This window comes from Leclercia sp. J807 (assembly GCF_009734465.1).
Classification (GTDB): Bacteria; Pseudomonadota; Gammaproteobacteria; order Enterobacterales; family Enterobacteriaceae; genus Enterobacter.
Genome location: NZ_CP046446.1, coordinates 244188 through 265669, shown reverse-complemented (window position 1 = coordinate 265669; position 21482 = coordinate 244188). Strand labels below are relative to the sequence as shown.

19 protein-coding genes are annotated in these 21482 nt (G+C 56.6%); 6 read left to right on the top strand and 13 right to left on the bottom strand.

What is annotated here, in order from left to right:
• Positions 1-52: 52 nt before the first annotated feature.
• On the bottom strand, positions 53-1363 hold the full coding sequence (locus tag GNG26_RS01235; protein WP_156237515.1) for a conjugal transfer protein TraF: 1311 nt from the start codon (positions 1361-1363) through the stop codon (positions 53-55).
• 164 nt (positions 1364-1527) lie between these two features.
• Positions 1528-2016 carry a cupin domain-containing protein gene (locus GNG26_RS01230; protein ID WP_156237514.1) on the bottom strand — a complete coding sequence of 163 codons (489 nt, stop codon included), beginning with the start codon at positions 2014-2016 and terminating at the stop codon, positions 1528-1530.
• Between the two features lie 112 nt (positions 2017-2128).
• On the opposite strand from GNG26_RS01230, the gene zur reads away from it, so the two are divergent.
• Positions 2129-2644: a zinc uptake transcriptional repressor Zur gene (gene zur, locus GNG26_RS01225; protein WP_039031935.1), complete on the top strand. Its 516-nt coding sequence runs from the start codon at positions 2129-2131 to the stop codon at positions 2642-2644.
• Positions 2645-2712: 68 nt separating this feature from the next.
• Here the strand turns inward: zur and GNG26_RS01220 are convergent, their stop codons facing one another.
• From GNG26_RS01220 to GNG26_RS01205, 4 genes are all read right to left on the bottom strand, one after another.
• A complete protein-coding gene (locus GNG26_RS01220) occupies positions 2713-2922 on the bottom strand; it encodes a CsbD family protein (RefSeq protein ID WP_103177846.1) in 210 nt (69 codons plus the stop codon).
• A 141-nt stretch (positions 2923-3063) separates the two neighbouring features.
• Positions 3064-4383 carry an MATE family efflux transporter DinF gene (dinF, locus tag GNG26_RS01215; protein WP_103825394.1) on the bottom strand — a complete coding sequence of 440 codons (1320 nt, stop codon included), beginning with the start codon at positions 4381-4383 and terminating at the stop codon, positions 3064-3066.
• Between the two features lie 63 nt (positions 4384-4446).
• The gene (gene lexA / locus GNG26_RS01210; protein ID WP_103825393.1) at positions 4447-5055 is read right to left on the bottom strand and encodes a transcriptional repressor LexA; all 609 of its coding nucleotides are present in this window, start codon (positions 5053-5055) and stop codon (positions 4447-4449) included.
• Positions 5056-5164: 109 nt separating this feature from the next.
• Positions 5165-5533, bottom strand: a complete 369-nt coding sequence (locus tag GNG26_RS01205; RefSeq protein ID WP_103177843.1) for a diacylglycerol kinase — start codon at positions 5531-5533, stop codon at positions 5165-5167.
• Between the two features lie 155 nt (positions 5534-5688).
• On the opposite strand from GNG26_RS01205, the gene plsB reads away from it, so the two are divergent.
• The gene (gene plsB, locus GNG26_RS01200) at positions 5689-8109 is read left to right on the top strand and encodes a glycerol-3-phosphate 1-O-acyltransferase PlsB (protein ID WP_156237513.1); all 2421 of its coding nucleotides are present in this window, start codon (positions 5689-5691) and stop codon (positions 8107-8109) included.
• 94 nt (positions 8110-8203) lie between these two features.
• Here the strand turns inward: plsB and ubiA are convergent, their stop codons facing one another.
• The 5 genes from ubiA to malK all read right to left on the bottom strand — a co-directional run bounded on the left by ubiA (position 8204) and on the right by malK (position 13332).
• The gene (ubiA, locus tag GNG26_RS01195; protein WP_156237512.1) at positions 8204-9073 is read right to left on the bottom strand and encodes a 4-hydroxybenzoate octaprenyltransferase; all 870 of its coding nucleotides are present in this window, start codon (positions 9071-9073) and stop codon (positions 8204-8206) included.
• A 12-nt stretch (positions 9074-9085) separates the two neighbouring features.
• Entirely contained in the window at positions 9086-9583 is a 498-nt protein-coding gene (gene ubiC, locus GNG26_RS01190) for a chorismate lyase (RefSeq protein WP_114316159.1), read from the bottom strand.
• A gap of 181 nt (positions 9584-9764) precedes the next feature.
• Positions 9765-10727, bottom strand: coding sequence for a maltose operon protein MalM (gene malM / locus GNG26_RS01185; protein WP_114388195.1), 963 nt, complete (start codon positions 10725-10727; stop codon positions 9765-9767).
• 113 nt (positions 10728-10840) lie between these two features.
• Positions 10841-12151 (bottom strand): maltoporin, encoded by a 1311-nt coding sequence (locus GNG26_RS01180; protein WP_114317156.1) that lies wholly within the window; start codon positions 12149-12151, stop codon positions 10841-10843.
• A 71-nt stretch (positions 12152-12222) separates the two neighbouring features.
• Positions 12223-13332, bottom strand: a complete 1110-nt coding sequence (gene malK, locus GNG26_RS01175) for a maltose/maltodextrin ABC transporter ATP-binding protein MalK (RefSeq protein WP_103825387.1) — start codon at positions 13330-13332, stop codon at positions 12223-12225.
• Between the two features lie 370 nt (positions 13333-13702).
• Between malK and malE the strand changes: the two genes are divergently transcribed.
• From malE to malG, 3 genes are all read left to right on the top strand, one after another.
• A complete protein-coding gene (gene malE / locus GNG26_RS01170; protein ID WP_156237511.1) occupies positions 13703-14893 on the top strand; it encodes a maltose/maltodextrin ABC transporter substrate-binding protein MalE in 1191 nt (396 codons plus the stop codon).
• Between the two features lie 117 nt (positions 14894-15010).
• Positions 15011-16555 (top strand): maltose ABC transporter permease MalF, encoded by a 1545-nt coding sequence (gene malF, locus GNG26_RS01165; RefSeq protein WP_156237510.1) that lies wholly within the window; start codon positions 15011-15013, stop codon positions 16553-16555.
• Between the two features lie 14 nt (positions 16556-16569).
• Positions 16570-17460, top strand: a complete 891-nt coding sequence (gene malG / locus GNG26_RS01160) for a maltose ABC transporter permease MalG (RefSeq protein ID WP_032615951.1) — start codon at positions 16570-16572, stop codon at positions 17458-17460.
• Positions 17461-17554: 94 nt separating this feature from the next.
• On the opposite strand, the gene psiE is transcribed toward malG, so the two are convergent.
• A complete protein-coding gene (gene psiE, locus GNG26_RS01155) occupies positions 17555-17965 on the bottom strand; it encodes a phosphate-starvation-inducible protein PsiE (RefSeq protein WP_103825384.1) in 411 nt (136 codons plus the stop codon).
• 174 nt (positions 17966-18139) lie between these two features.
• Complete coding sequence (gene pgi / locus GNG26_RS01150) at positions 18140-19789, bottom strand: glucose-6-phosphate isomerase (RefSeq protein WP_156237509.1); 1650 nt, start codon at positions 19787-19789, stop codon at positions 18140-18142.
• 304 nt (positions 19790-20093) lie between these two features.
• On the opposite strand from pgi, the gene lysC reads away from it, so the two are divergent.
• Positions 20094-21443: a lysine-sensitive aspartokinase 3 gene (lysC, locus tag GNG26_RS01145; RefSeq protein ID WP_114388200.1), complete on the top strand. Its 1350-nt coding sequence runs from the start codon at positions 20094-20096 to the stop codon at positions 21441-21443.
• Positions 21444-21482 lie beyond the last annotated feature (39 nt).

Below are 21482 nucleotides of genomic sequence, written 5' to 3'. Positions count from 1 at the left end.
GGGGCGCTACTATAGCACATATTCGCCGGAGGCCGAGCGCCTCCGGATGCCTTCAGAAGGTCAGGCTCAACTGGGCCCCGGCCCCCCAGGTTTCATCTTCCCCGTAAATACCGGTCAAATCGATACGCACGATATTAAACGGCGCAAAGCCTAACCCGCCCGTGAAGACATTGCTGTCGTTGCCCCTCACGTCACCGCGAAAGCCTGCGCGCACCGCCAGCCAGCTCAGCGGGGTCACTTCTGCCCCCACGCCGACATACTGCGCGTCTTCTTCGCTCTTAAAGCCGCGGGTTTCGGTCAGATCGCCATCGGCGCTGAGGGTAAGCAGGCCGGTATGCCAGGCCACACCTGCCGTGACCAGCGGGCGGATCTGGTATGTGTCCTGATAGCTCACCACTTGCCCGGTACGCCCGTTGAGAATGCGGATGTCGTTGGTATCAATATCACGTGATAAGAGGTTCTGCCCGCTCAAGCCCACCGTCCAGTTCTCACCAAAGTCCACCGCGACGCCGACATCAACGTTAAAACTGGTATCGTCGTTACGGTAGCGGCTGCTGTTAAAGTCGCCGCTGTCGTAGGTATAAATGGAGGTGGTGTAGTTATAGAGCCAGGTTTGCTGTAATTTCGGCGTGACGCCCACCGAAACCGGCAGGTCGCTTACCGTAAACTGACGGGCAATCGCCAAGCCATAGTCGGAGACGATAGCCCCTCTGCCCATGGCAACAGAGTTAAGATTGCGGGTAATCACGTCGCAGCCGTTGCGCGCCGCGCTCAGCGCCATCTGGTTGGTCATTCCTGGGCTACCCTGCAATCGGCGTAAAAAATCGATGTCCTGAGGATCGATTTCTGAGCTGACGCGGGCATGAGCATTAGCTTTGGCGACAAACGCCAGCGACAAGCCGGAACCCGGGATGCTCACGGCTATCCCACCGCCGGCGTTGGCATGCGCCGTTTTGCCATCAAGAAATTCCAGCTGATCGGCAAGGTTGCCGGCGGCTCTCTGCAGCTCACTGAGCGTGCCTTGCGGATCGGCGGCGATCTGCGCCACGGTCAGATCGTCGATCATCTGCCGATCGTCGGTGATCTCATCGCTGATTTCATCGATCTTATCCTGCAAATTGTCTTTATCGCTAATTTGCGCTCCCACGGAGGGGAAAATGATGGCGACATCATCCTCTTCTTTTGATTTTGCCAACAGCGCCGGGTTAATGAATACCCCGCTGCCATAATGGGCCGATGCAACGCCTGTTCCGCCCATTGCATCTCCGCGTGCTTCCGTCCAGGTATTTGCGGCTCCAGCCTGATGAGACAAAAGAATACCGGTGGCAATTCCAGCCACAGAAAGTTTGAGTTTTATTTTCACAGGACACCTGACTTATTTTGGGTAAATTAACCCCGGCGGCTATACGCCGCGCAGGGAAATACGTCCTCCGTGAAAAAAGTATTAGAAGCTAAATATGTCTTAAACTTTAGTATTAGATAAGCTATTGATTTCCTTATTGCTTTAAATAGGTATAGAACAAGAATTTATTTTCGCCCGGGTTTTCCATCATGCGGACCAAAAAATTGTGGCGGGTGATCGATCCAGCGATCTTCACGGGTGGCGGCATATACTGCATTTAGCGGATAATAAATTCGGTTATGTTTTTTATTCGCTTCACCCACCACTAATAACCGCACCTCTTCAGTGGTGTTATTAATAAAGGTGTGGCAAACCCCCGTCCCGGCCGGAAATCCTACGCTGTCTCCCGGCTCCAGCTTCCATAAATACCCGTTGATCCAGGCTTCGGGATAGCCCTCCAGCACATAGATAAATTCCTCTTCATCGCTTTCGGCATGTGGATAAGAGGTACGACGCCCAGGCGGCAGGCGTTCATGGTGAATACCGAGGCGGCCTAAACCAAGCGCACGAGCCAGAGGTGCGCCAATAGAGAAACGCTCTGTGCTGTCGGGATAGGTAGAGTCGTCGGCGCCTTCTACCTCACGCCAGTGTCGAATACAGTCCGGTCTTTTCATCTTTTGCTCCCCCGTGGTTTTTCGTCAGGGTAGCACACCTGCTGGATCTCGGCGTTTAGGCCAGAACATGGTAAACTGGCGGTTTGTTATTCCACGTTATTCGAGGTGCAAAATGGAAACGACCACAATGCAGGCACTGTTAGCGCAAGCCGAAAAGCTCTGTGCGCAACGCAATGTGCGCCTGACTCCGCAGCGCCTTGAAGTGTTGCGCCTGCTGAGCCTGCAAAATGGGGCCATCAGCGCTTACGACCTGCTCGATCTGCTGCGCGAAAGCGAGCCGCAGGCGAAGCCCCCTACCGTATACCGGGCGCTCGATTTTCTGCTTGAGCAGGGTTTTGTGCATAAAGTGGAATCGACCAACAGCTATGTGCTGTGCCACCTGTTCGATCAGCCTACCCATACCTCAGCGATGTTTATCTGCGATCGCTGCGGCAGCGTGAAGGAAGAAGGCGCGGAAGGGGTAGAAGACATCATGCATACTCTGGCGGCGAAAATGGGATTTGCCCTGCGTCACAATGTGATTGAAGCGCACGGCCTGTGCCGCAACTGCGTGGAAGTCGAGGCCTGCCGCCATCAGGAAAATTGCCAGCATGACCACTCTATCCAGCTGAAAAAGAAGCCGCGCTGAGCACAAAAAAAGGGGCGACCTGAGGGTCGCCCTGGGCGTACATCCGTGTACCTGCGGGTAGCGCTGAATTACCAGCGATAGTTGTTACGGGTTTCCCAGTCACCAACTTCTTTCTCCGCCTGGTCTTTCTCATAACCATAGCGTTCCTGAATTTTCCCCACCAGCTGGTCACGTTTACCTTCGATAACGGTCATGTCATCGTCAGTCAGGTCGCCCCACTGTTCTTTTACTTTACCTTTGATCTGCTTCCAGTTACCGCCGACTTGGTCTTTATTCATCATCGATTCCTCTTCGCTCGGTCGTTAAGGATAAGTTCGTCCTGAAATAGATTTCGTGCTGGACGTGATAATAATTATAGATAAGCGTGCGGCGTTGGGTTTGTTATTCGGAATCTTTTACCATTCAGTGAGGTGAAGCCGTTATTGAAACCAGGTGCCGTTGCGCCAATGCCGGTGCCAGATCCAGCCCAGAGAGAGCCCCCGCAGGGCCAGGAACACGCTCAGGGCCAGCCACAGGCCATGATTCCCCAGCCAGGGCAAGGTGAACAGCGTCAGACCAAACCCGGCGGCCGCGACGGCCATACTGTTGCGCATCTCTGCGCCACGGGTTGCGCCGATAAACATGCCGTCGAGCAAATAGCACCAGACCCCCACCACCGGCAAAATCACCTGCCAGACAAGATAATGGCTCGCCAGCGCGCGCAGCTCTGGCAGCGAAGTCAGCAGCGCCACGATCGGGTTGCCCGCCAGGGCATAGACAAGCGCGAAGGCCAGCGCCACCATGCCAGACTGACGGCAGGCTGCCCGCCATACTTCACGCAGCTGGCCGCTTTCCCGGGCGCCATAGGCCTGCCCGGAGTGCGCCTCAACCGCGTAGGCAAACCCATCCAGCGCGTAGGCGGTAAAGGTGAGTAGCGTCATCAGCACGGCGTTAACCGCGATAATCTCGGGCCCCAAACGCGCGCCCAGCACCGTCAGCGCGCCGAAACAGAGTTGCAGCAGCAGCGAGCGCAGCATAATGTCCCGGTTCAGGGCCAGCAGCTTGCGGATATTGCCCCGCCAGCTCGCTTTCAGCAGCGCCAGGGAAATGCCGCGCAGAGCCAGCACCCGCCAGACCATCCACAAGCCAAGCAACAGGGTGGCGTATTCGGCGACAGCGGTCGCGAGAGCGGCCCCCTGCACGTTCATTTTCAGCCCGATTACCAGCCACAGATCCAGCACGATATTGAGCAAGTTACCCACCACCAGCAGGATCACCGGTGCCCGGGCATACTGCACCCCCAGCAGCCAGCCGAGCAGCACCAGGTTAGCCAGCGATGCCGGGGCGCTAAGCCAGCGGATCTCGAGGAAGCGCCGCGCCTGATGCAGGACATCCTCGCTGCCGCCCACGATATGCAGCGCCAGATCGATAAGCGGTGTGCGCAGCAGCACAATCAGTAACCCGGCGCCGAGCGCGAGGATCAGCGGCTGCACCAGCGCCCGGGCCAGACGCAGCGGATCTTTCGCACCATAGGCTTGAGCGGTGAGACCGGTGGTGCTCATACGCAAAAAGAGCAGCAGCATAAACAGGAAACTGGTTGCCGTGGCGCCGATGGCGACACCGCCCAGATAGACCGGAGAGTCGAGATGGCCGATAACGGCGGTATCCACCAGCCCCAGTAGCGGGACGCTGATATTGGAGACGATCATCGGGAGGGCAAGACGCCACAACGCCTTGTCTGAAGCAGTCAGCAGAGACATGTGTATGACCGGGAGAAAAAAGAAAAGCAGACTGCGGCGTTGCCGCAGTCTGTCAGAAAGAGGTTATAACCATTCACCGTTGCGGATGACGCCTACCGCCAGCCCTTCGATGGAAAAGTTATGTTCACGCAGATCGACAACAATCGGGGAAAACTCGCTGTTTTCCGGCAGCAGCTGTACCGTATTGCCCTGTTTCTTCAGGCGTTTAACGGTCACTTCGTCATCTATTCGCGCCACAACGACCTGGCCGTTGCGCACATCCTGCGTTTTATGTACCGCCAGCAGATCGCCGTCGAGAATGCCGATATCCTTCATGGACATCCCGCTGACGCGCAGCAAGAAATCCGCACTCGGTTTGAACATGCCCGGATCGACCTGATAGTGGCCTTCAATATGCTGTTGCGCCAGCAGCGGTTCCCCGGCGGCAACACGACCGACAAGCGGAAGGCCCTCTTCTGCTTCAACCAGCAGACGAATACCACGAGACGCGCCGGAGACAATCTCAAGCACACCCTTACGCGCCAGGGCTTTAAGGTGCTCTTCAGCGGCGTTTGGAGAACGGAAGCCCAGACGCTGCGCGATTTCTGCACGCGTCGGCGGCATACCCGTCTGGCCGATATGATCCCGAATGAGATCAAACACCTCTTGCTGCCTGGTCGTTAACGCTTTCATTCCGCCCCCTGGGTGTATATACAGTTATGCTGTGAGTATATACAGCTAAAGGCGATTTTGGAACCACAAACCGCATAAAAAACCAGAGACTTGTTCGGTTTCTGAAGGCTTATCGCAAATGTCCCCAAAGCAGCGTGACCCAGGTAAACAGGGCAACGATAATCGCCATCAGCACAGCGGCAGAGCCCATATCTTTTGCCCGGCCCGAAAGCTCATGGAAGTCGCTACCAATGCGGTCGACCACCGCCTCGATCGCACTGTTCAGAATTTCGACTATCATCACCAACATTACCGATCCAATCAGGAGTACACGGGTGATGGGATCAACATCCAGCCAGCAGGCAATAATAATCGCCGCGATGACTGCTACCCCCTCCTGGCGAAAAGCGGCTTCATTGATCCAGGCAGCACGAATGCCTTTCCAGGAATAGCCGGCAGCTTTAATGATTCGGGTTAACCCAGTGGTATTGTTGGCCATTAAAAGAAACCTTTCTTCGAAAATAGCGTCAGAAACGGTGGCTTAAGCGCACTGCGCTGCCGCCGGAAGTATGACGGGTAACAACAGAAATTTTGCGCGCTTTCTGTTATCCTTGCGCCGCAATTGCATTTTTAACCAGAGGCTTTACATCGTTTATGTCTGGCTGGCCACGAATTTACTACAAATTACTTAATTTACCATTAAGCGTCCTGGTAAAAAGCAAGTCTATTCCGGCGGTTCCCACGCTGGAATTGGGACTCGATACCTCGCGTCCTATTATGTACGTTTTGCCTTATAACTCGAAGGCCGACTTGCTGACGCTGCGCGCCCAGTGCCTGGCGCACGATCTCCCGGATCCGCTGGAGCCGCTGGAGATCGACGGCACCCAACTGCCACGCTACATCTTTATCCACGGCGGACCTCGCGTATTCACCTGGTACACGCCGAAAGAAGAGTCCATTAAGCTGTTCCATGATTACCTCGACCTGCACCGCAGCAACCCGCTGCTGGATGTGCAGATGGTGCCGGTATCGGTGATGTTTGGCCGTCGTCCGGGGCGCGATAAAGGCGAAGAGAACCCGCCGTTGCGCATGCTCAACGGGGTGCAGAAGTTTTTTGCCGTAAACTGGCTGGGCCGCGACAGCTTCGTCCGTTTTTCACCGTCCGTCTCCCTGCGCCGCATGGCCGATGAGCACGGCACGGATAAAACCATCGCCCAGAAGCTGGCCCGCGTGGCGCGCATGCACTTTGCCCGCCAGCGTCTGGCTGCGGTAGGCCCGCGCCTGCCTGCTCGCCAGGATCTGTTCAATAAGCTGCTGGCGTCGAAAGCCATTGCCCGTGCCGTCGAAGACGAAGCGCGCAGCAAAAAGATCTCCCATGAGAAGGCGCAGCAAAACGCCATCGCCCTGATGGAAGAGATTGCGGCCAACTTCTCCTACGAGATGATCCGCCTTAGCGACCGTATCCTGAGCTTCACCTGGAACCGTCTCTATCAGGGAATTAACGTGCACAACGCCGAGCGTGTGCGCCAGCTGGCCCATGACGGCCATGAAATTGTCTACGTGCCCTGCCACCGTAGCCACATGGACTATCTGCTGCTCTCGTACGTGCTCTATCACCAGGGGCTGGTGCCACCGCACATTGCGGCGGGCATTAACCTCAACTTCTGGCCGGCAGGCCCGATTTTCCGCCGTCTGGGTGCGTTCTTTATTCGCCGTACCTTCAAAGGCAACAAGCTCTACTCCACCGTGTTCCGTGAATACCTCGGCGAGCTGTTCAGCCGCGGCTATTCCGTCGAGTACTTTGTGGAGGGTGGCCGTTCCCGTACCGGGCGTCTTCTCGATCCGAAGACCGGCACCCTGTCGATGACCATCCAGGCGATGCTTCGCGGCGGTACGCGTCCTATCACCCTGGTGCCGATCTACATCGGTTACGAGCACGTGATGGAAGTGGGGACCTACGCCAAAGAGCTGCGCGGCGCCACCAAAGAGAAAGAGAGCCTGCTGCAGATGCTGCGTGGTCTGAGCAAGCTGCGCAACCTCGGCCAGGGGTATGTTAACTTCGGCGAGCCGATGCCGCTGATGACCTACCTCAACCACCGTGTACCGGAGTGGCGTGAGTCCATCGATCCGATCGAAGCGGTGCGTCCGGCCTGGCTGACGCCGACGGTGAACGCCATTGCTGCCGATCTGATGGTGCGCATTAACAACGCCGGGGCGGCGAACGCCATGAACCTGTGCTGTACCGCCCTGCTTGCCTCGCGCCAGCGCTCGCTCACCCGTGAGCAGTTGACCGAGCAGATCGACTGCTATCTGAACCTGATGCGCAACGTGCCCTACGCCGCCGATGCTACGGTGCCGACGGCCAGCGCCAGCGAGCTCATCGATCACGCATTGCAGATGAATAAGTTCGAGGTCGAGAAAGACACAATTGGCGATATCATCATTCTACCGCGCGAGCAGGCGGTGCTGATGACCTACTACCGCAACAACATCGCGCATATGCTGATGCTGCCGTCACTGATGGCCGCCATCGTGACCCAGCATCGCCAGATCAGCCGTCAGGCGCTGCTGGAGCATGTCACTGCCCTCTACCCGATGCTGAAAGCCGAGCTGTTCCTGCGCTGGAACAGCGACGAGCTGGCAGAGGTGCTGGATAAGCATACTGAAGAGCTGGTCCGCCAGGGGCTGATGACGCAGAAAGATGACCTTCTGGTGATCAACCCGTCCCGCTCACGCACGCTACAGCTGCTGGCGGCGGGTGCGCGCGAGACCGTACAGCGCTACGCCATCACCTTCTGGCTGCTGAGCGCCAACCCGTCGATCAACCGCGGTACGCTGGAGAAAGAGAGCCGTACCCTGGCCCAGCGTCTGTCGATGCTGCACGGCATCAACGCGCCGGAGTTCTTCGACAAGGCGGTCTTCAGTTCGCTGGTATTGACGCTGCGTGATGAGGGTTATATCAGCGACAGCGGTGATGCCGAGCCGGAAGAGACGATAAAGATTTACCAGATGCTGGCAGAGCTGATCACCTCTGACGTGCGCTTAACGATTGAGAGCGCGACGCAGGGCGAGTAATGCGTAAAAAAGCCGGGTGGCGCTAACGCTTACCCGGCCTGCATGTTCTGCCAAATCGTAGGCCGGGTAAGGCGAAGCCGCCACCCGGCTTTTTTTATGCCCAATAGCTAATCGCTAACCCGACAAACAACACCAGACCAACATAGTTATTGTTCAGAAACGCTTTAAAACAGGCCTCGCGCTCACGGTTGGCAATGAGCTTTTGCTGGTAGATAAAGAGCACACCCGCCGCCGCGACTGCCCCGTAAAATGCACCGTTCAGCTGGTTCAGGTAACCAATTGCCACCATCAGCGCCAGCACCGCGATCTGCAAAATCCCAATGATCAGCTTGTCCTGACGACCAAACAGAATGGCCGTCGATTTAATGCCAATCTTCAGATCATCGTCGCGGTCAACCATCGCGTACTGGGTATCGTAGGCCACCGCCCAGAGGATATTGGCCAGGAACATCAGCCAGCAGCTCAGCGGCACGCTTTCGCTGACGGCGGCAAAGGCCATGGGGATCGACCAGCCAAACGCGGCGCCCAGTACCACCTGCGGCAGATGGGTGTAGCGCTTCATAAACGGGTAGACCCAGGCCAGGGCCAGCGCTGCCACGGAGAGCAGGATGGTCATGGTGTTGAGAGTCAACACCAGCAGGAACGAGAGCAGGATCAGCACCACAAACAGCGTCCGCGCCTCTTTCTCCGTGACATCGCCGCTCGGCAGCGGACGATTCGCGGTGCGTTTCACGTGGCCGTCAAATTTGCGATCGGCATAATCGTTAACCACACAGCCCGCGGCTCGCATCAGCCAGACACCTGCCACAAATACCGCCAGGATCCACAGCGGCGGCAGCCCGGGGGTAGCAACCCACAGCGCCCACAGGGTCGGCCACAGCAGCAGTAGCGCACCGATCGGCTTATCCGTTCGCATCAGCCGGTGGTACGCCAGCAGCTTGTTCTGCGTCAGACTCCTCTCCATTTTCTCTTCCTCTTAGTACAACGGTGACGCCGGTAAAAACAGCTCGGTCAGCAGTAAGGGTTTGCCGCTCAAGCGCAAGCGGGAACGGCGTCCCCATAATCCGGCATCGCGTCCAATTTCAATAAAATCGCGGGTCAGCTCGGAGGAGGTGAACAGATAGCGCCCCAGTGGGGTTTTGCCCATCTGCTGCAGCGCCATCTCCGGCCCGGTAAGGGTGGATTCTGGCACCACCGTGCGCCCGGCCAGCCACGGCTCGCCGTCGGCGCAGAGCAGGATCTCCCGCAGCCAGTAGCGCGCCTCTTTCGGCAGCAGCGGCAGTTCATCCGCTATTGCGTCAGGCGTGACAAACCCCTCCTGAATGAGGGTGACGGTGACCTTTTTGCCCTGCTGCTCAAAACGTTTAGTCATGGAATCTTCCAGCAGCAGCCAGTCGAGCTGCTCCGGTTCCAGGGCAGGGATTTCGTCAAAATAGCGCAGCGCACGCAGTTGCGTTAGCGCGGGGTGTGACATGCCAGACTCTCCGATACATAACGTAAAGCTATTGTATCGCAGAAACGCGCAATGCGGGCGGGCAAACGTGAGTTAGCGAACATTATCGCAACAGAGATGCAACAGCGGTGTAAATCACAAAAAAAGTGCGCCCGTAGGGGCGCACCAAACTACTGACAAAATCAGCATTGTGGGGAGACGGTCACCCCTTGCCTTTTACACTGCTGATAAAGGTGGAACGGGCAGTGGTCGAGCCTAAACGCTCTGCTTCATCCAGCAGTTTCAGCGCTTTGTCGACGTCACCTTTTGCGACTGCCTGCTTAATGGCCTGATTAAAGTAGGCTTCGGTATCGGTCAGTACCGGCTCGCTCTTCTTCGCCGGGGCCGGGGCAACGGCTGGCGCAGCAGCCGGAGCCGCAGCAGGTGCAACCGCTGGCGCAGCATAGACCGGTGCCGCGGTATTGCCTACGGTGACCGGGCCAGGGCCGGAGGAGCCAAACAGCGGGCCGACCAGCACGCTGGAGGTGCTGTTGGTGGAGACTTTCAGCTTCAGTTGCCCATCCGTCACGTGACGGGCAATCGGGTCCGGAATGTCCGGTACGGCGTTGCCGGTGCCTTTGGCATAGGCTTTCGCCGGATCAATCAGTTTGGTGGTTTGCTGTAGATCTTTGTCGGTCGTAAAGACCAGGACGTACAGTTTCTGCTGACCCAGGGCTGGCGTCAGGCGCATAACCCCTTCCAGACGATCGGCGCTCATCACGCCCGGCTCCTGGTAGGTGAAGTATTCGCTTGGGAAGTAGGCAGATGGCGTCAGGTTCTGATCCAGAATCAGCACGTTCGGTGCAAATACGCTGGTCTGTTTATCTACCACGCTTGTCAGCGTCAGGGTGATTTCGCCGATATTAGCCGGCACACTGTACGCCGCCACCGGGCCGGCGATCCCCGCCACGTTTAAGGTCTGGCCGCCGGCAGAAAGCTGGGTGGTCTGGGCTTTGGACTGATCGACAGGCGTCCAGACCAGCTGTTGCAGCGCGGCTGCCGGAACCGCAGGCGCAGCGCTGGTGTTTTGTGGGACGAAATTGACGTTCGCAAGCGTGATGGCTGGAGCTCCTGCCAGCAGACCTGCGGAGAGGCACAGCGCGACGAGACTTTTTTTCATTTTCATTATGTTTACCTCAGATTGCGTTAGCACTGCGGTGGCCAGGCAATAGCGCGCAGCACCCTATGAAGAGAGGGGCTTGCGCCCCTCTTTTAGGTCAATACATCAGGTGTTACGACTTACCACCAGATTTCCATCTGGGCACCGAAGGTCCACTCATCGTTGTCGCCACGGCTGAAGGTTTTCGCGGAGGTGTCGTTGTACGCTACGCCAGAGGTGTAACCTGCACCAGAGTCGTTGTTCGCGTAACCCCATTTCTCATCCCACTTGGCGTAGGTTGCGAAGACGCGGATAGCCGGACGGGACCAGATGCTGTCGCCAGCCTGCCACTGTTGGGCCAGGGTGATTTTGTACTGGCTGTTGGTGTCGTCAGTTTTCTGAGATTTGACGTTGTCGTAGCCCACTTCCAGCAAGGTGGACATGATTGGCGTCCATTTGAACATCGGACGAACACCGACGGTCCACCACTCGGTACCGTTGTTGTTGTCCAGGTCGATGTTCTGGTACATACCGACGTACATCAGATCCCACTGGTCAGCCAGGGTGACAGCACCGTGGTCAAGAACGCGGATCATGGAGCCGTCGTTGTTCAGGCTCGCACCCTGCGGAATACCTTTACCGTTAGAAGTCATGGAGTCCGTGGCGTACTGAACAACAAACTTGTTAAAGCCTTTCAGCATGCTCTGGGTGTGTTCAGCGGTGAACATCCAGCCATCTTTAGAGGCGCCAGGCTGCAGGTAGTAGTCGTCAGGAATGTTGGTGTGACCGTAGTCAACGCCCAGCTCCAGAGTACCGCCTGGGTTGATTTCCATACCGGCTAAACGAACGTCGAAGACATCGTTTGGTACGATATTGTCGTAAATACGGTCGCCATTTGCATCGAAGTCGGCAAATGCAGAAGAGCCGCCGGATTCAGAAGAACGGGTCGCTGCCAGAGAGAGTTTACCGAAGCCCAGATCGATGTTTTCGATACCTGCACCAGGACCGGAGATATCCCAGTAGTAGAAGTCGATCATGTGAACGTCATGACGCTGATAGAAGCGCTTACCGGCCCAGATGGTGGAGCCTGGCAGCCATTCGATCAGGTTTTTACCCTGCACGTTAGCTTCACGGAAGGCAGGGCTGGTAGATTCCCAGTCGTTCTGCTGAGAAACTGAGTAGGCTACGTTGGTGTCGAAGTAGAAGCTCTTGTCGCCCTCTTTCCACACTTCCTGACCCAGTTTCAGTTCGGCATAGGTTTCACATTCGTTACCAAGACGGTATTTGCTCTGTGCACCTGTTGCCTGGAAACACTGTTGTTCGCCACCACTCCCGGTCCAGCCAATGCCAGAACGAGCATAACCTTTGAAGTCTACAGCGCCGGCCTGGGCAGACATGATGCCTGCCGCAATGGCGAGTGCCAGAGGGACTTTGCGCAGAGTAATCATTATTCTATCTCCTGAGATCATTGCTTTTCTTTGAACACTTCACCTGATGGTTTCGTGCTTATTATTGGGATTGCTTAAACGCCGGGCTCTTGATGCAGCCGACGACATGCGGTGCCATCCTCACGGAACAGATGGCAGCGCTCTGGCGGCAAGCCGATAGCGAATGTGGCACCCTCTTTTACCAACACCACGTCGTTCTGGCGGTAGACCAGGTTCTGACGAATGGCTGGGATCTGGATATGAATCTGTGTTTCGTGACCTAACTGCTCAACCACCTGAACCTCGCCCTCCAGGGTCACATCAGCGATGTGACTTGGCAGCAGATGTTCAGGACGGATCCCGAGGGACATGTTGGCCCCCACGTTGACGTTTACGCTGTCTACCGGCAGCCACACCTGCTGGCGGTTCGGCAGCTCAACCTGAACCTGATCGATGGCAGTGGCGGTGACTTTTACCGGCAGGAAGTTCATCTTTGGCGAGCCAATAAAGCCCGCAACAAAGCGGTCTGCCGGGTAGTGATAGAGCTCCAGCGGTTTACCCACCTGCGCCACGCGACCGGCATCCAGCACCACAATCTTGTCGGCGAGGGTCATCGCTTCGACCTGATCGTGGGTGACGTAAATCATGGTGCGACCAAGACGCTTGTGCAGACGGGAAATCTCAATACGCATCTGCACGCGCAGCGCGGCGTCGAGGTTCGACAGCGGTTCATCGAGCAGGAACACGCGCGGCTCTGCCACCAGCGTACGGCCAATCGCCACGCGCTGACGCTGCCCACCGGACAGGGCCTTCGGCTTACGGTCCAACAGATGCGCCAGCTGCAACACTTCAGCAACCTGGGTCACGCGCTGGTTGATAGTCTCTTTTTTGGCGCCCGCCAGCTTGAGGCCGAACGACATGTTCTCGGCAACGGAGAGGTGGGGATAAAGTGCATAGGACTGGAAGACCATCCCGACACCGCGCTCCGCAGGCGGAATATCGTTCATGCGGGTATCGCCAATCATCAGATCGCCGCTGGTGATGGTTTCCAGACCGGCAATCATACGCAGCAGCGTAGATTTACCGCAGCCTGACGGGCCAACAAAAACCACGAATTCACCTTCCTGGATATCGAGATTGATATCTTTCGATACCACCACGTCACCCCAGGCTTTCGTTACGTTACGCAGTTCTACGCTCGCCATGCCCTACTCCCTTCGTTACAGCCTGTCATCAACAGAAACATTCAATATGGGCTGACTATGCGGTATCGGGGCGTTTCGCGAATCCTCCACCCCCAGCCTTTTTTATGGGGGAGGAGGCGGGAGGATGAGAGAGTGGACTCCGCCAGCGCCCCCCGGGGGCGGAGGCAAAATTCGTGATGTCACCGGCAAAATTCATCGCTCTTTTGTGTGCGCCAGGACACATAACTGAAATTTATGCAACGCAGATCACATAAAGAGGGGGTGGGGCGTAGGGGCCAGGAGGATGGAAAGAGGATGTCAAATAAGGAGACTGAGCGACGTTGAACCACCTCAATGTATCCACAGCACATCACCAAAAAGGATGGCAGATATGAATATCAAGACTGGCGCACGCGTTTTCGCATTGTCCGCCCTTGCAGCAATGATGATTTCCGCACCTGCGCTCGCCAAAATTGAAGAAGGTAAGCTGGTAATCTGGATTAACGGCGACAAAGGCTATAACGGCCTGGCTGAAGTGGGTAAAAAATTCGAGAAAGATACCGGCATTAAAGTCACCGTTGAACACCCGGACAAGCTGGAAGAGAAATTCCCACAGGTTGCTGCAACCGGCGACGGCCCGGACATTATCTTCTGGGCCCATGACCGTTTCGGCGGCTATGCTCAGTCTGGCCTGCTGGCCGAGATCTCCCCGGATAAAGCCTTCCAGGAAAAGCTGTTCCCGTTCACCTGGGACGCCGTGCGCTACAACGGCAAGCTGATCGCTTACCCGGTTGCGGTTGAATCGCTCTCCCTGATCTACAACAAAGATCTCGTACCGAACCCGCCGAAAACCTGGGAAGAGATCCCGGCGCTGGATAAAGAGCTGAAGGCGAAAGGTAAGAGCGCGCTGATGTTCAACCTGCAAGAGCCGTACTTCACCTGGCCGCTGATTGCTGCCGATGGCGGTTACGCGTTCAAGTTTGAAAACGGCAAATACGACGTGAAAGATGTCGGCGTGGACAACGCAGGCGCGAAAGCGGGTCTGACCTTCCTGGTTGACCTGATTAAGAACAAACAGATGAACGCGGACACCGACTACTCCATCGCCGAAGCGGCCTTCAACAAGGGCGAAACCGCGATGACCATCAACGGTCCGTGGGCGTGGTCCAACATCGACAAGAGCAAGATCAACTACGGCGTTGCGGTGCTGCCAACCTTCAATGGCAAGCCGTCTAAACCGTTCGTTGGCGTGCTGAGTGCCGGTATCAACGCCGCCAGCCCGAACAAAGAGCTGGCGAAAGAGTTCCTGGAAAACTACCTGCTGACCGATCAGGGTCTGGAAGAAGTGAACAAGGATAAACCGCTGGGTGCCGTCGCGCTGAAATCCTTCCAGGAAACCCTGGCGAAAGATCCACGCATCGCCGCCACCATGAGCAACGCCGAGAAAGGCGAAATCATGCCTAACATCCCGCAGATGGCTGCCTTCTGGTATGCCACCCGTACTGCGGTGATCAACGCCGCAAGCGGTCGTCAGACTGTGGATGCTGCGCTGAAAGATGCTCAGGGTCGTATCACCAAGTAAGTAAAAGCGGCGGGTGGCGCTTCGCTTACCCGCCCTACAACTACGGTTCGAGCCGTAGGTCAGGTAAGCGGAGCGCCACCTGACAATAAGTTTTCACAGTTGTAGAGGAAGATCCCCATGGATGTCGTTAAAAAGAAACACTGGTGGCAAAGCGACACGCTGAAATGGTCAGTGATTGGTCTGCTGGGTTTGCTGGTGGGTTACCTTATTGTTTTGATGTACGCCCAGGGGGAGTACCTGTTTGCCGCCATGACGCTGATTTTAAGCTCGGTCGGCCTCTATATTTTTGCTAACCGCAAAGCCTATGCCTGGCGCTATGTCTATCCAGGCGTTGCCGGGATGGGGCTGTTTGTCCTGTTCCCTCTTATTTGCACCATCGCCATCGCTTTCACCAACTACAGTAGCACCAACCAGCTCGCGCAAGAGCGCGCCCAGCAGGTGCTGATGGATCGTTCCTATCAGGCCGGCAAGACCTTTAACTTTGGTCTCTATCCCGCAGGTGACGAGTGGAAGCTGGCGCTGACCGACGATGCCGCAGGCAAATATTACGTCTCCGACGCCTTTACATTTGGCGGCGAGCAGAAACTGGCCCTGAAAGAGGCAGACGCCCTGCCGGAAGGGGAACGCGCCAACCTGCGCGTCATCACCCAGAACCGTCAGGCGCTGACCCAGATTACCGCTGAGCTGCCGGACGAAAGCAAAGTCATTATGAGCTCGCTGCGCCAGTTCTCCGGCACCCGCCCGCTCTACACGCTGGGCGATGACAGCACGCTCACCAACAACCAGACCGGCGTGAAGTACCGCCCGAATAACGACATCGGCTTCTACCAGTCCGTGAATGCTGACGGCACCTGGGGCGATGATAAGCTCAGCCCGGGCTATACCGTCACCATCGGCTGGGACAACTTTACCCGCGTCTTTACCGACGAAGGCATCCAGAAACCGTTCTTCGCTATCTTTGTCTGGACCGTGGTCTTCTCGGTACTGACCGTGATCCTGACCGTGGCCGTTGGCATGGTGCTGGCCTGCCTGGTGCAGTGGGAAGCCCTGAAAGGCAAAGCGATTTACCGCGTCCTGCTGATCCTGCCGTATGCCGTACCGTCGTTCATTTCGATTCTGATTTTCAAAGGGCTGTTCAACCAGAGCTTTGGTGAAATCAACATGATGCTGAGCAGCCTGTTTGGTATCAAACCGGCGTGGTTCAGCGACCCGACTACCGCCCGCAGCATGATCATCATCGTCAATACCTGGCTCGGCTATCCGTACATGATGATCCTGTGCATGGGGCTGCTGAAGGCGATCCCGGATGACCTGTATGAAGCGTCTGCCATGGACGGAGCTACCCCGTTCCAGAACTTCTTTAAGATTACGCTCCCGCTGCTGATCAAGCCGCTGACGCCGCTGATGATTGCCAGCTTCGCCTTTAACTTTAACAACTTCGTGCTGATTCAGCTGTTGACCAACGGTGGCCCGGACCGTCTCGGCACCACTACGCCAGCCGGCTATACCGACCTGCTCGTGAGCTACACCTACCGTATCGCCTTCGAAGGCGGCGGCGGCCAGGACTTTGGTCTGGCGGCGGCTATCGCCACCCTGATCTTCCTGCTGGTGGGCGCGCTGGCAATCGTGAACCTGAAAGCAACCCGCATGAAGTTTGACTAAGGAGGGTACTGAAAATGGCTATGGTCCAACCCAAATCACAAAAGTTACGTTTACTGATCACCCACCTGGGTCTGCTGATTTTTATCGCGGCAATCATGTTCCCGCTGCTGATGGTTATCGCCATCTCCCTGCGTTCGGGTAACTTCGCCACCGGTAGCCTTATCCCGGAGCAAATCTCCTGGGAGCACTGGAAGTTAGCGCTGGGCTTCAGCGTGGAGCATGCCGATGGCCGCGTCACCCCGCCGCCGTTCCCGGTGCTGCTGTGGCTGTGGAACTCGGTGAAAGTCGCGACCATCACCGCGATCGGTATCGTGACGCTCTCCACCACCTGCGCCTACGCCTTTGCCCGTATGCGCTTCAAAGGGAAAGCGACGCTGCTGAAAGGGATGCTGATTTTCCAGATGTTCCCGGCGGTCCTGTCCCTGGTGGCGCTGTACGCCTTGTTTGACCGCCTCGGCCAGTATGTGCCTTTTATCGGTCTGAACACTCACGGCGGGGTGATTTTCGCCTACCTCGGCGGGATCGCGCTGCACGTCTGGACCATCAAGGGCTATTTCGAAACCATAGACAACTCGCTGGAAGAGGCCGCGTCGCTGGATGGCGCCACCCCGTGGCAGGCTTTCCGTCTGGTGCTGCTGCCGCTCTCCGTACCGATTCTGGCGGTGGTCTTTATTCTGTCGTTTATCGCTGCCATCACCGAAGTGCCGGTCGCTTCACTGCTGCTGCGTGATGTGAACAGCTACACCCTGGCGGTAGGGATGCAGCAATACCTCAACCCGCAAAACTACCTGTGGGGCGACTTTGCCGCAGCCGCTGTGCTTTCCGCTATCCCGATCACCGTCGTCTTCCTGCTGGCCCAGCGCTGGCTGGTGAACGGCCTGACCGCGGGAGGCGTGAAAGGTTAAGTTTCATTGTTATTCCACTGCAACCCTCAACTTTGCCTTGATGTCTTGATCCAAACTTGTGACTGTATTCGGCGGCCCTCGGGCCGCCCTTTTTTTATTCCCGCTTCAGTCGCTTCGAGTTGCACAGCCAGAGGGTGACCACCAGCAGCAGAATAGCCGCCGAGTAGAGCAGCACGTCGAGGGGCGATTTATGATCGACGATAATCAGTCGCACAATCGCGGTGATGCCAATGTAGACAAAGTAGCGCAGCGGGAAGTGAAAGCCAGACTGAAAGTACTTGACGATCAGGGCGATAAATTCGAAGTAGAGAAAGTAAACCACCAGCCCTTCAACCAGCTCGTATTTGCTGGTTTGCTCAGGGGCGAAAAGCACATCAGCCAGATGCACTGTCTCTTTACCGAGGAAGACGACCAGGATCAGGCCAAGGCTCAGCAGACCCAGGTTCAGCACGGTCTGCAGAATGGTTGAGATAAACTCAACGCGTGGGCGAGTCAGGGATGTCATACAGCACCTCATTCTCCGGGGCGAGATTCCTGTATAACGCAAAAATGTGACGGGGATCTATATTTTTTGTTTATATTTTGTGCAAAACGCCCGGTGGCGCTGCGCTTACCGGGCCTACAAAACACGTAGGCCGGGCCAACGCAGTGCCGCCCGGCGTTGTTCAGAACAGCGGAATTATGCGCGCCAGGCTTTATAACGGTTAATCAGGCCGTTGGTGGAGCTGTCGTGGCTGCTAATGTCCTGGTTATCACCCAGCTCTGGCAGGATGCGGTTAGCCAGCTGTTTGCCCAGCTCAACGCCCCACTGGTCAAAGGTGAAGATGTTCAGGATTGCGCCCTGGGTGAAGATTTTGTGCTCATACAGGGCAATCAGCGCGCCCAGGCTGAACGGGGTGATCTCACGCAGCAGGATGGAGTTGGTTGGGCGGTTGCCTTCGAACACTTTGAACGGCACCACGTGATCCAGGGTCGCCGGATCTTTACCCTGATCGCGATACTCCTGCTCAACCACATCACGCGCTTTACCGAACGCCAGCGCTTCAGTCTGCGCGAAGAAGTTCGACAGCAGCTTCGGATGGTGGTCAGACAGCGGGTTGTGCGTAATGGCCGGGGCGATGAAATCACAAGGAACCATTTTGGTGCCCTGGTGGATCAGCTGGTAGAACGCGTGCTGGCCGTTGGTGCCTGGCTCACCCCAGATGATTGGGCCGGTCTGGTAATCCACGGCGTTGCCGTTACGGTCAACGTATTTACCGTTGGATTCCATGTTGCCCTGCTGGAAGTAAGCTGCGAAACGGTGCATGTACTGGTCGTACGGCAGGATCGCTTCGGTTTCGGCACCAAAGAAGTTGTTGTACCAGATGCCGATCAGCGCCAGCAGCACCGGCAGGTTTTTCTCTGCCGGAGTGGTAGAGAAGTGTTTGTCCATCGCATGCGCGCCGGAGAGCAGCTCAACAAAGTTGTCGTAGCCCACGGAGAGGATGATGGACAGACCGATCGCGGACCACAGGGAGTAACGACCGCCAACCCAGTCCCAGAATTCAAACATATTGGCGGTGTCGATGCCGAACTCGCCCACCGCTTTGGCGTTGGTGGAGAGCGCCGCAAAGTGTTTCGCCACGTGCTGCTCATCACCGGCCGTTTTCAGGAACCAGTCGCGCGCGCTGTGGGCGTTGGTCATGGTTTCCTGGGTGGTGAAGGTTTTGGACGCCACCAGGAACAGGGTGCTTTCCGGGTTCACGTTTTTCAGCACTTCCGCGATGTGGGTGCCATCGACGTTAGAGACAAAGTGCATGTTGAGGTGGTTTTTGTACGGACGCAGCGCTTCGGTCACCATGAATGGGCCGAGGTCAGAGCCGCCGATACCGATGTTCACCACGTCGGTGATTGGTTTGCCGGTGTAGCCTTTCCACTGACCTGAGATGATTGCTTCCGAGAAGGTTTTCATCTTTTCCAGCACGGCGTTCACTTCCGGCATCACATCTTTGCCGTCAACGATGATTGGAGTATTGCTACGGTTACGCAGTGCAACATGCAGTACGGCGCGATCTTCGGTGCGGTTGATCTTCTCGCCAGAGAACATGGACTTGATGGCACCGCTCAGATCGGTCTCTTTCGCCAGATCCTGCAGTTTTGCCAGTGTCTCTTCGGTGATGCGATTTTTGGAAAAATCGACCAGCATCTGATCGTCGAAGGTCGCGGAGAACTTATTAAAACGATCGCCGTCTTTCGCGAACAGCTCCGCGATGGTGACGTCTTTCATCTCATCAAAGTGTTTCTGTAATGCCTGCCAGGCTGCAGTCTGCGTTGGATTGATATTTTTCATAGCAATACTCTTCTGAATTGAGAATTGTGACCTCGGTCGATTGTAGCCTCTGTCGCCAAAAATTGTGATGGTTTTTATGCCATTGGCCTGGCCTGTATCAAGTGCAGTGCAAAAGCCCCAAAAGTATAGCTGTTATAAGTCCTGTTTCTCATATGGAAGGCAGCATGAAAAATCCGCATAATCCCGGCGTTGACAGGATCCTCTGCACATTTTATTTATACACACGGTATTTGCGCCTGCACCGATAAAACTATTTTGTCCTTGTGCCATGGTCGCTCTTTTCCTTCCCTGACACGAGGTTGTTATGACGAGTTTTGTTGTCGCCAAATTTGGCGGTACCAGCGTGGCCGATTTTGATGCCATGAACCGCAGCGCCGATGTGGTGCTGGCCGATCCGAATACCCGGCTGGTGGTGTTGTCTGCTTCGGCGGGCGTCACTAATCTGTTGGTAGCCCTGGCAGAAGGGCTGGAAGCGAGCGAGCGCCAGGCGAAGCTGGAAGCGCTGCACAAAATTCAGTTCGATATCCTTAGCCGCCTGCGCGATCCCAGCGTCATCAGCGAAGAGATTGAGCGCCTGCTGGAAAATATCATCACCCTGGCCGAAGCCGCCTCTCTGGCCACCTCCACCGCCCTGACCGACGAGCTGGTCAGCCACGGTGAGCTGATGTCGACCCTGCTGTTTGTCGAAGTTCTGCGCGAGCGTAACGTTCAGTCGCAGTGGTTTGACGTGCGTAAAGTGCTGCGCACCAGCGACCGTTTCGGTCGTGCCGAGCCGGATATTGAAGCCATTGCCGAACTGACCACCCAACAGCTGGCACCGCGTCTGGCGGAAGGGATTGTCATCACCCAGGGCTTTATCGGTAGCGAAGCCAAAGGCCGCACCACCACGCTGGGCCGTGGCGGCAGCGACTACACCGCAGCCCTGCTGGGCGAGGCGCTGCGCGCCTCCCGTGTGGATATCTGGACGGACGTGCCGGGCATCTACACCACCGACCCGCGCGTGGTACCGGCGGCAAAACGTATTGACGAGATCGCCTTTGAAGAGGCCGCCGAGATGGCGACCTTCGGCGCGAAAGTACTGCACCCGGCGACACTACTGCCGGCAGTGCGCAGCGACATTCCTGTGTTCGTCGGCTCCAGCAAGGATCCAAAAGCGGGCGGCACCATGGTGTGCAACACCACCGAAAACCCACCGCTGTTCCGCGCCATCGCCCTGCGTCGCAAACAGACCCTGTTGACCCTGCACAGCCTGAGCATGCTGCACTCCCGCGGCTTCCTGGCCGAGGTGTTCAGCATTCTGGCGCGCCACAGCATCTCGGTTGATCTGGTCACCACCTCAGAGGTGAACATCGCCCTGACGCTGGACACCACCGGCTCAACCTCCACCGGGGATACCCTGCTGACGCAGTCCCTGCTGATGGAGCTCTCCGAACTGTGCCGCGTTGAGGTGGAAGAAGATCTCGCCCTGGTGGCGATCATCGGTAACGAGCTGTCCCGCGCCAGCGGCGTGGGCAAAGAGGTATTTGGCGTGCTGGATCCGTTTAACATCCGCATGATTTGCTATGGCGCATCCAGCTACAACCTCTGCTTCCTGGTACCAGGCCATGAAGCCGAGCAGGTTGTGCAGAAACTGCATCATAACTTGTTTGAATAACAAAAAAAGGCCCGGTAAACCGGGCCCTTTTTTTATCCT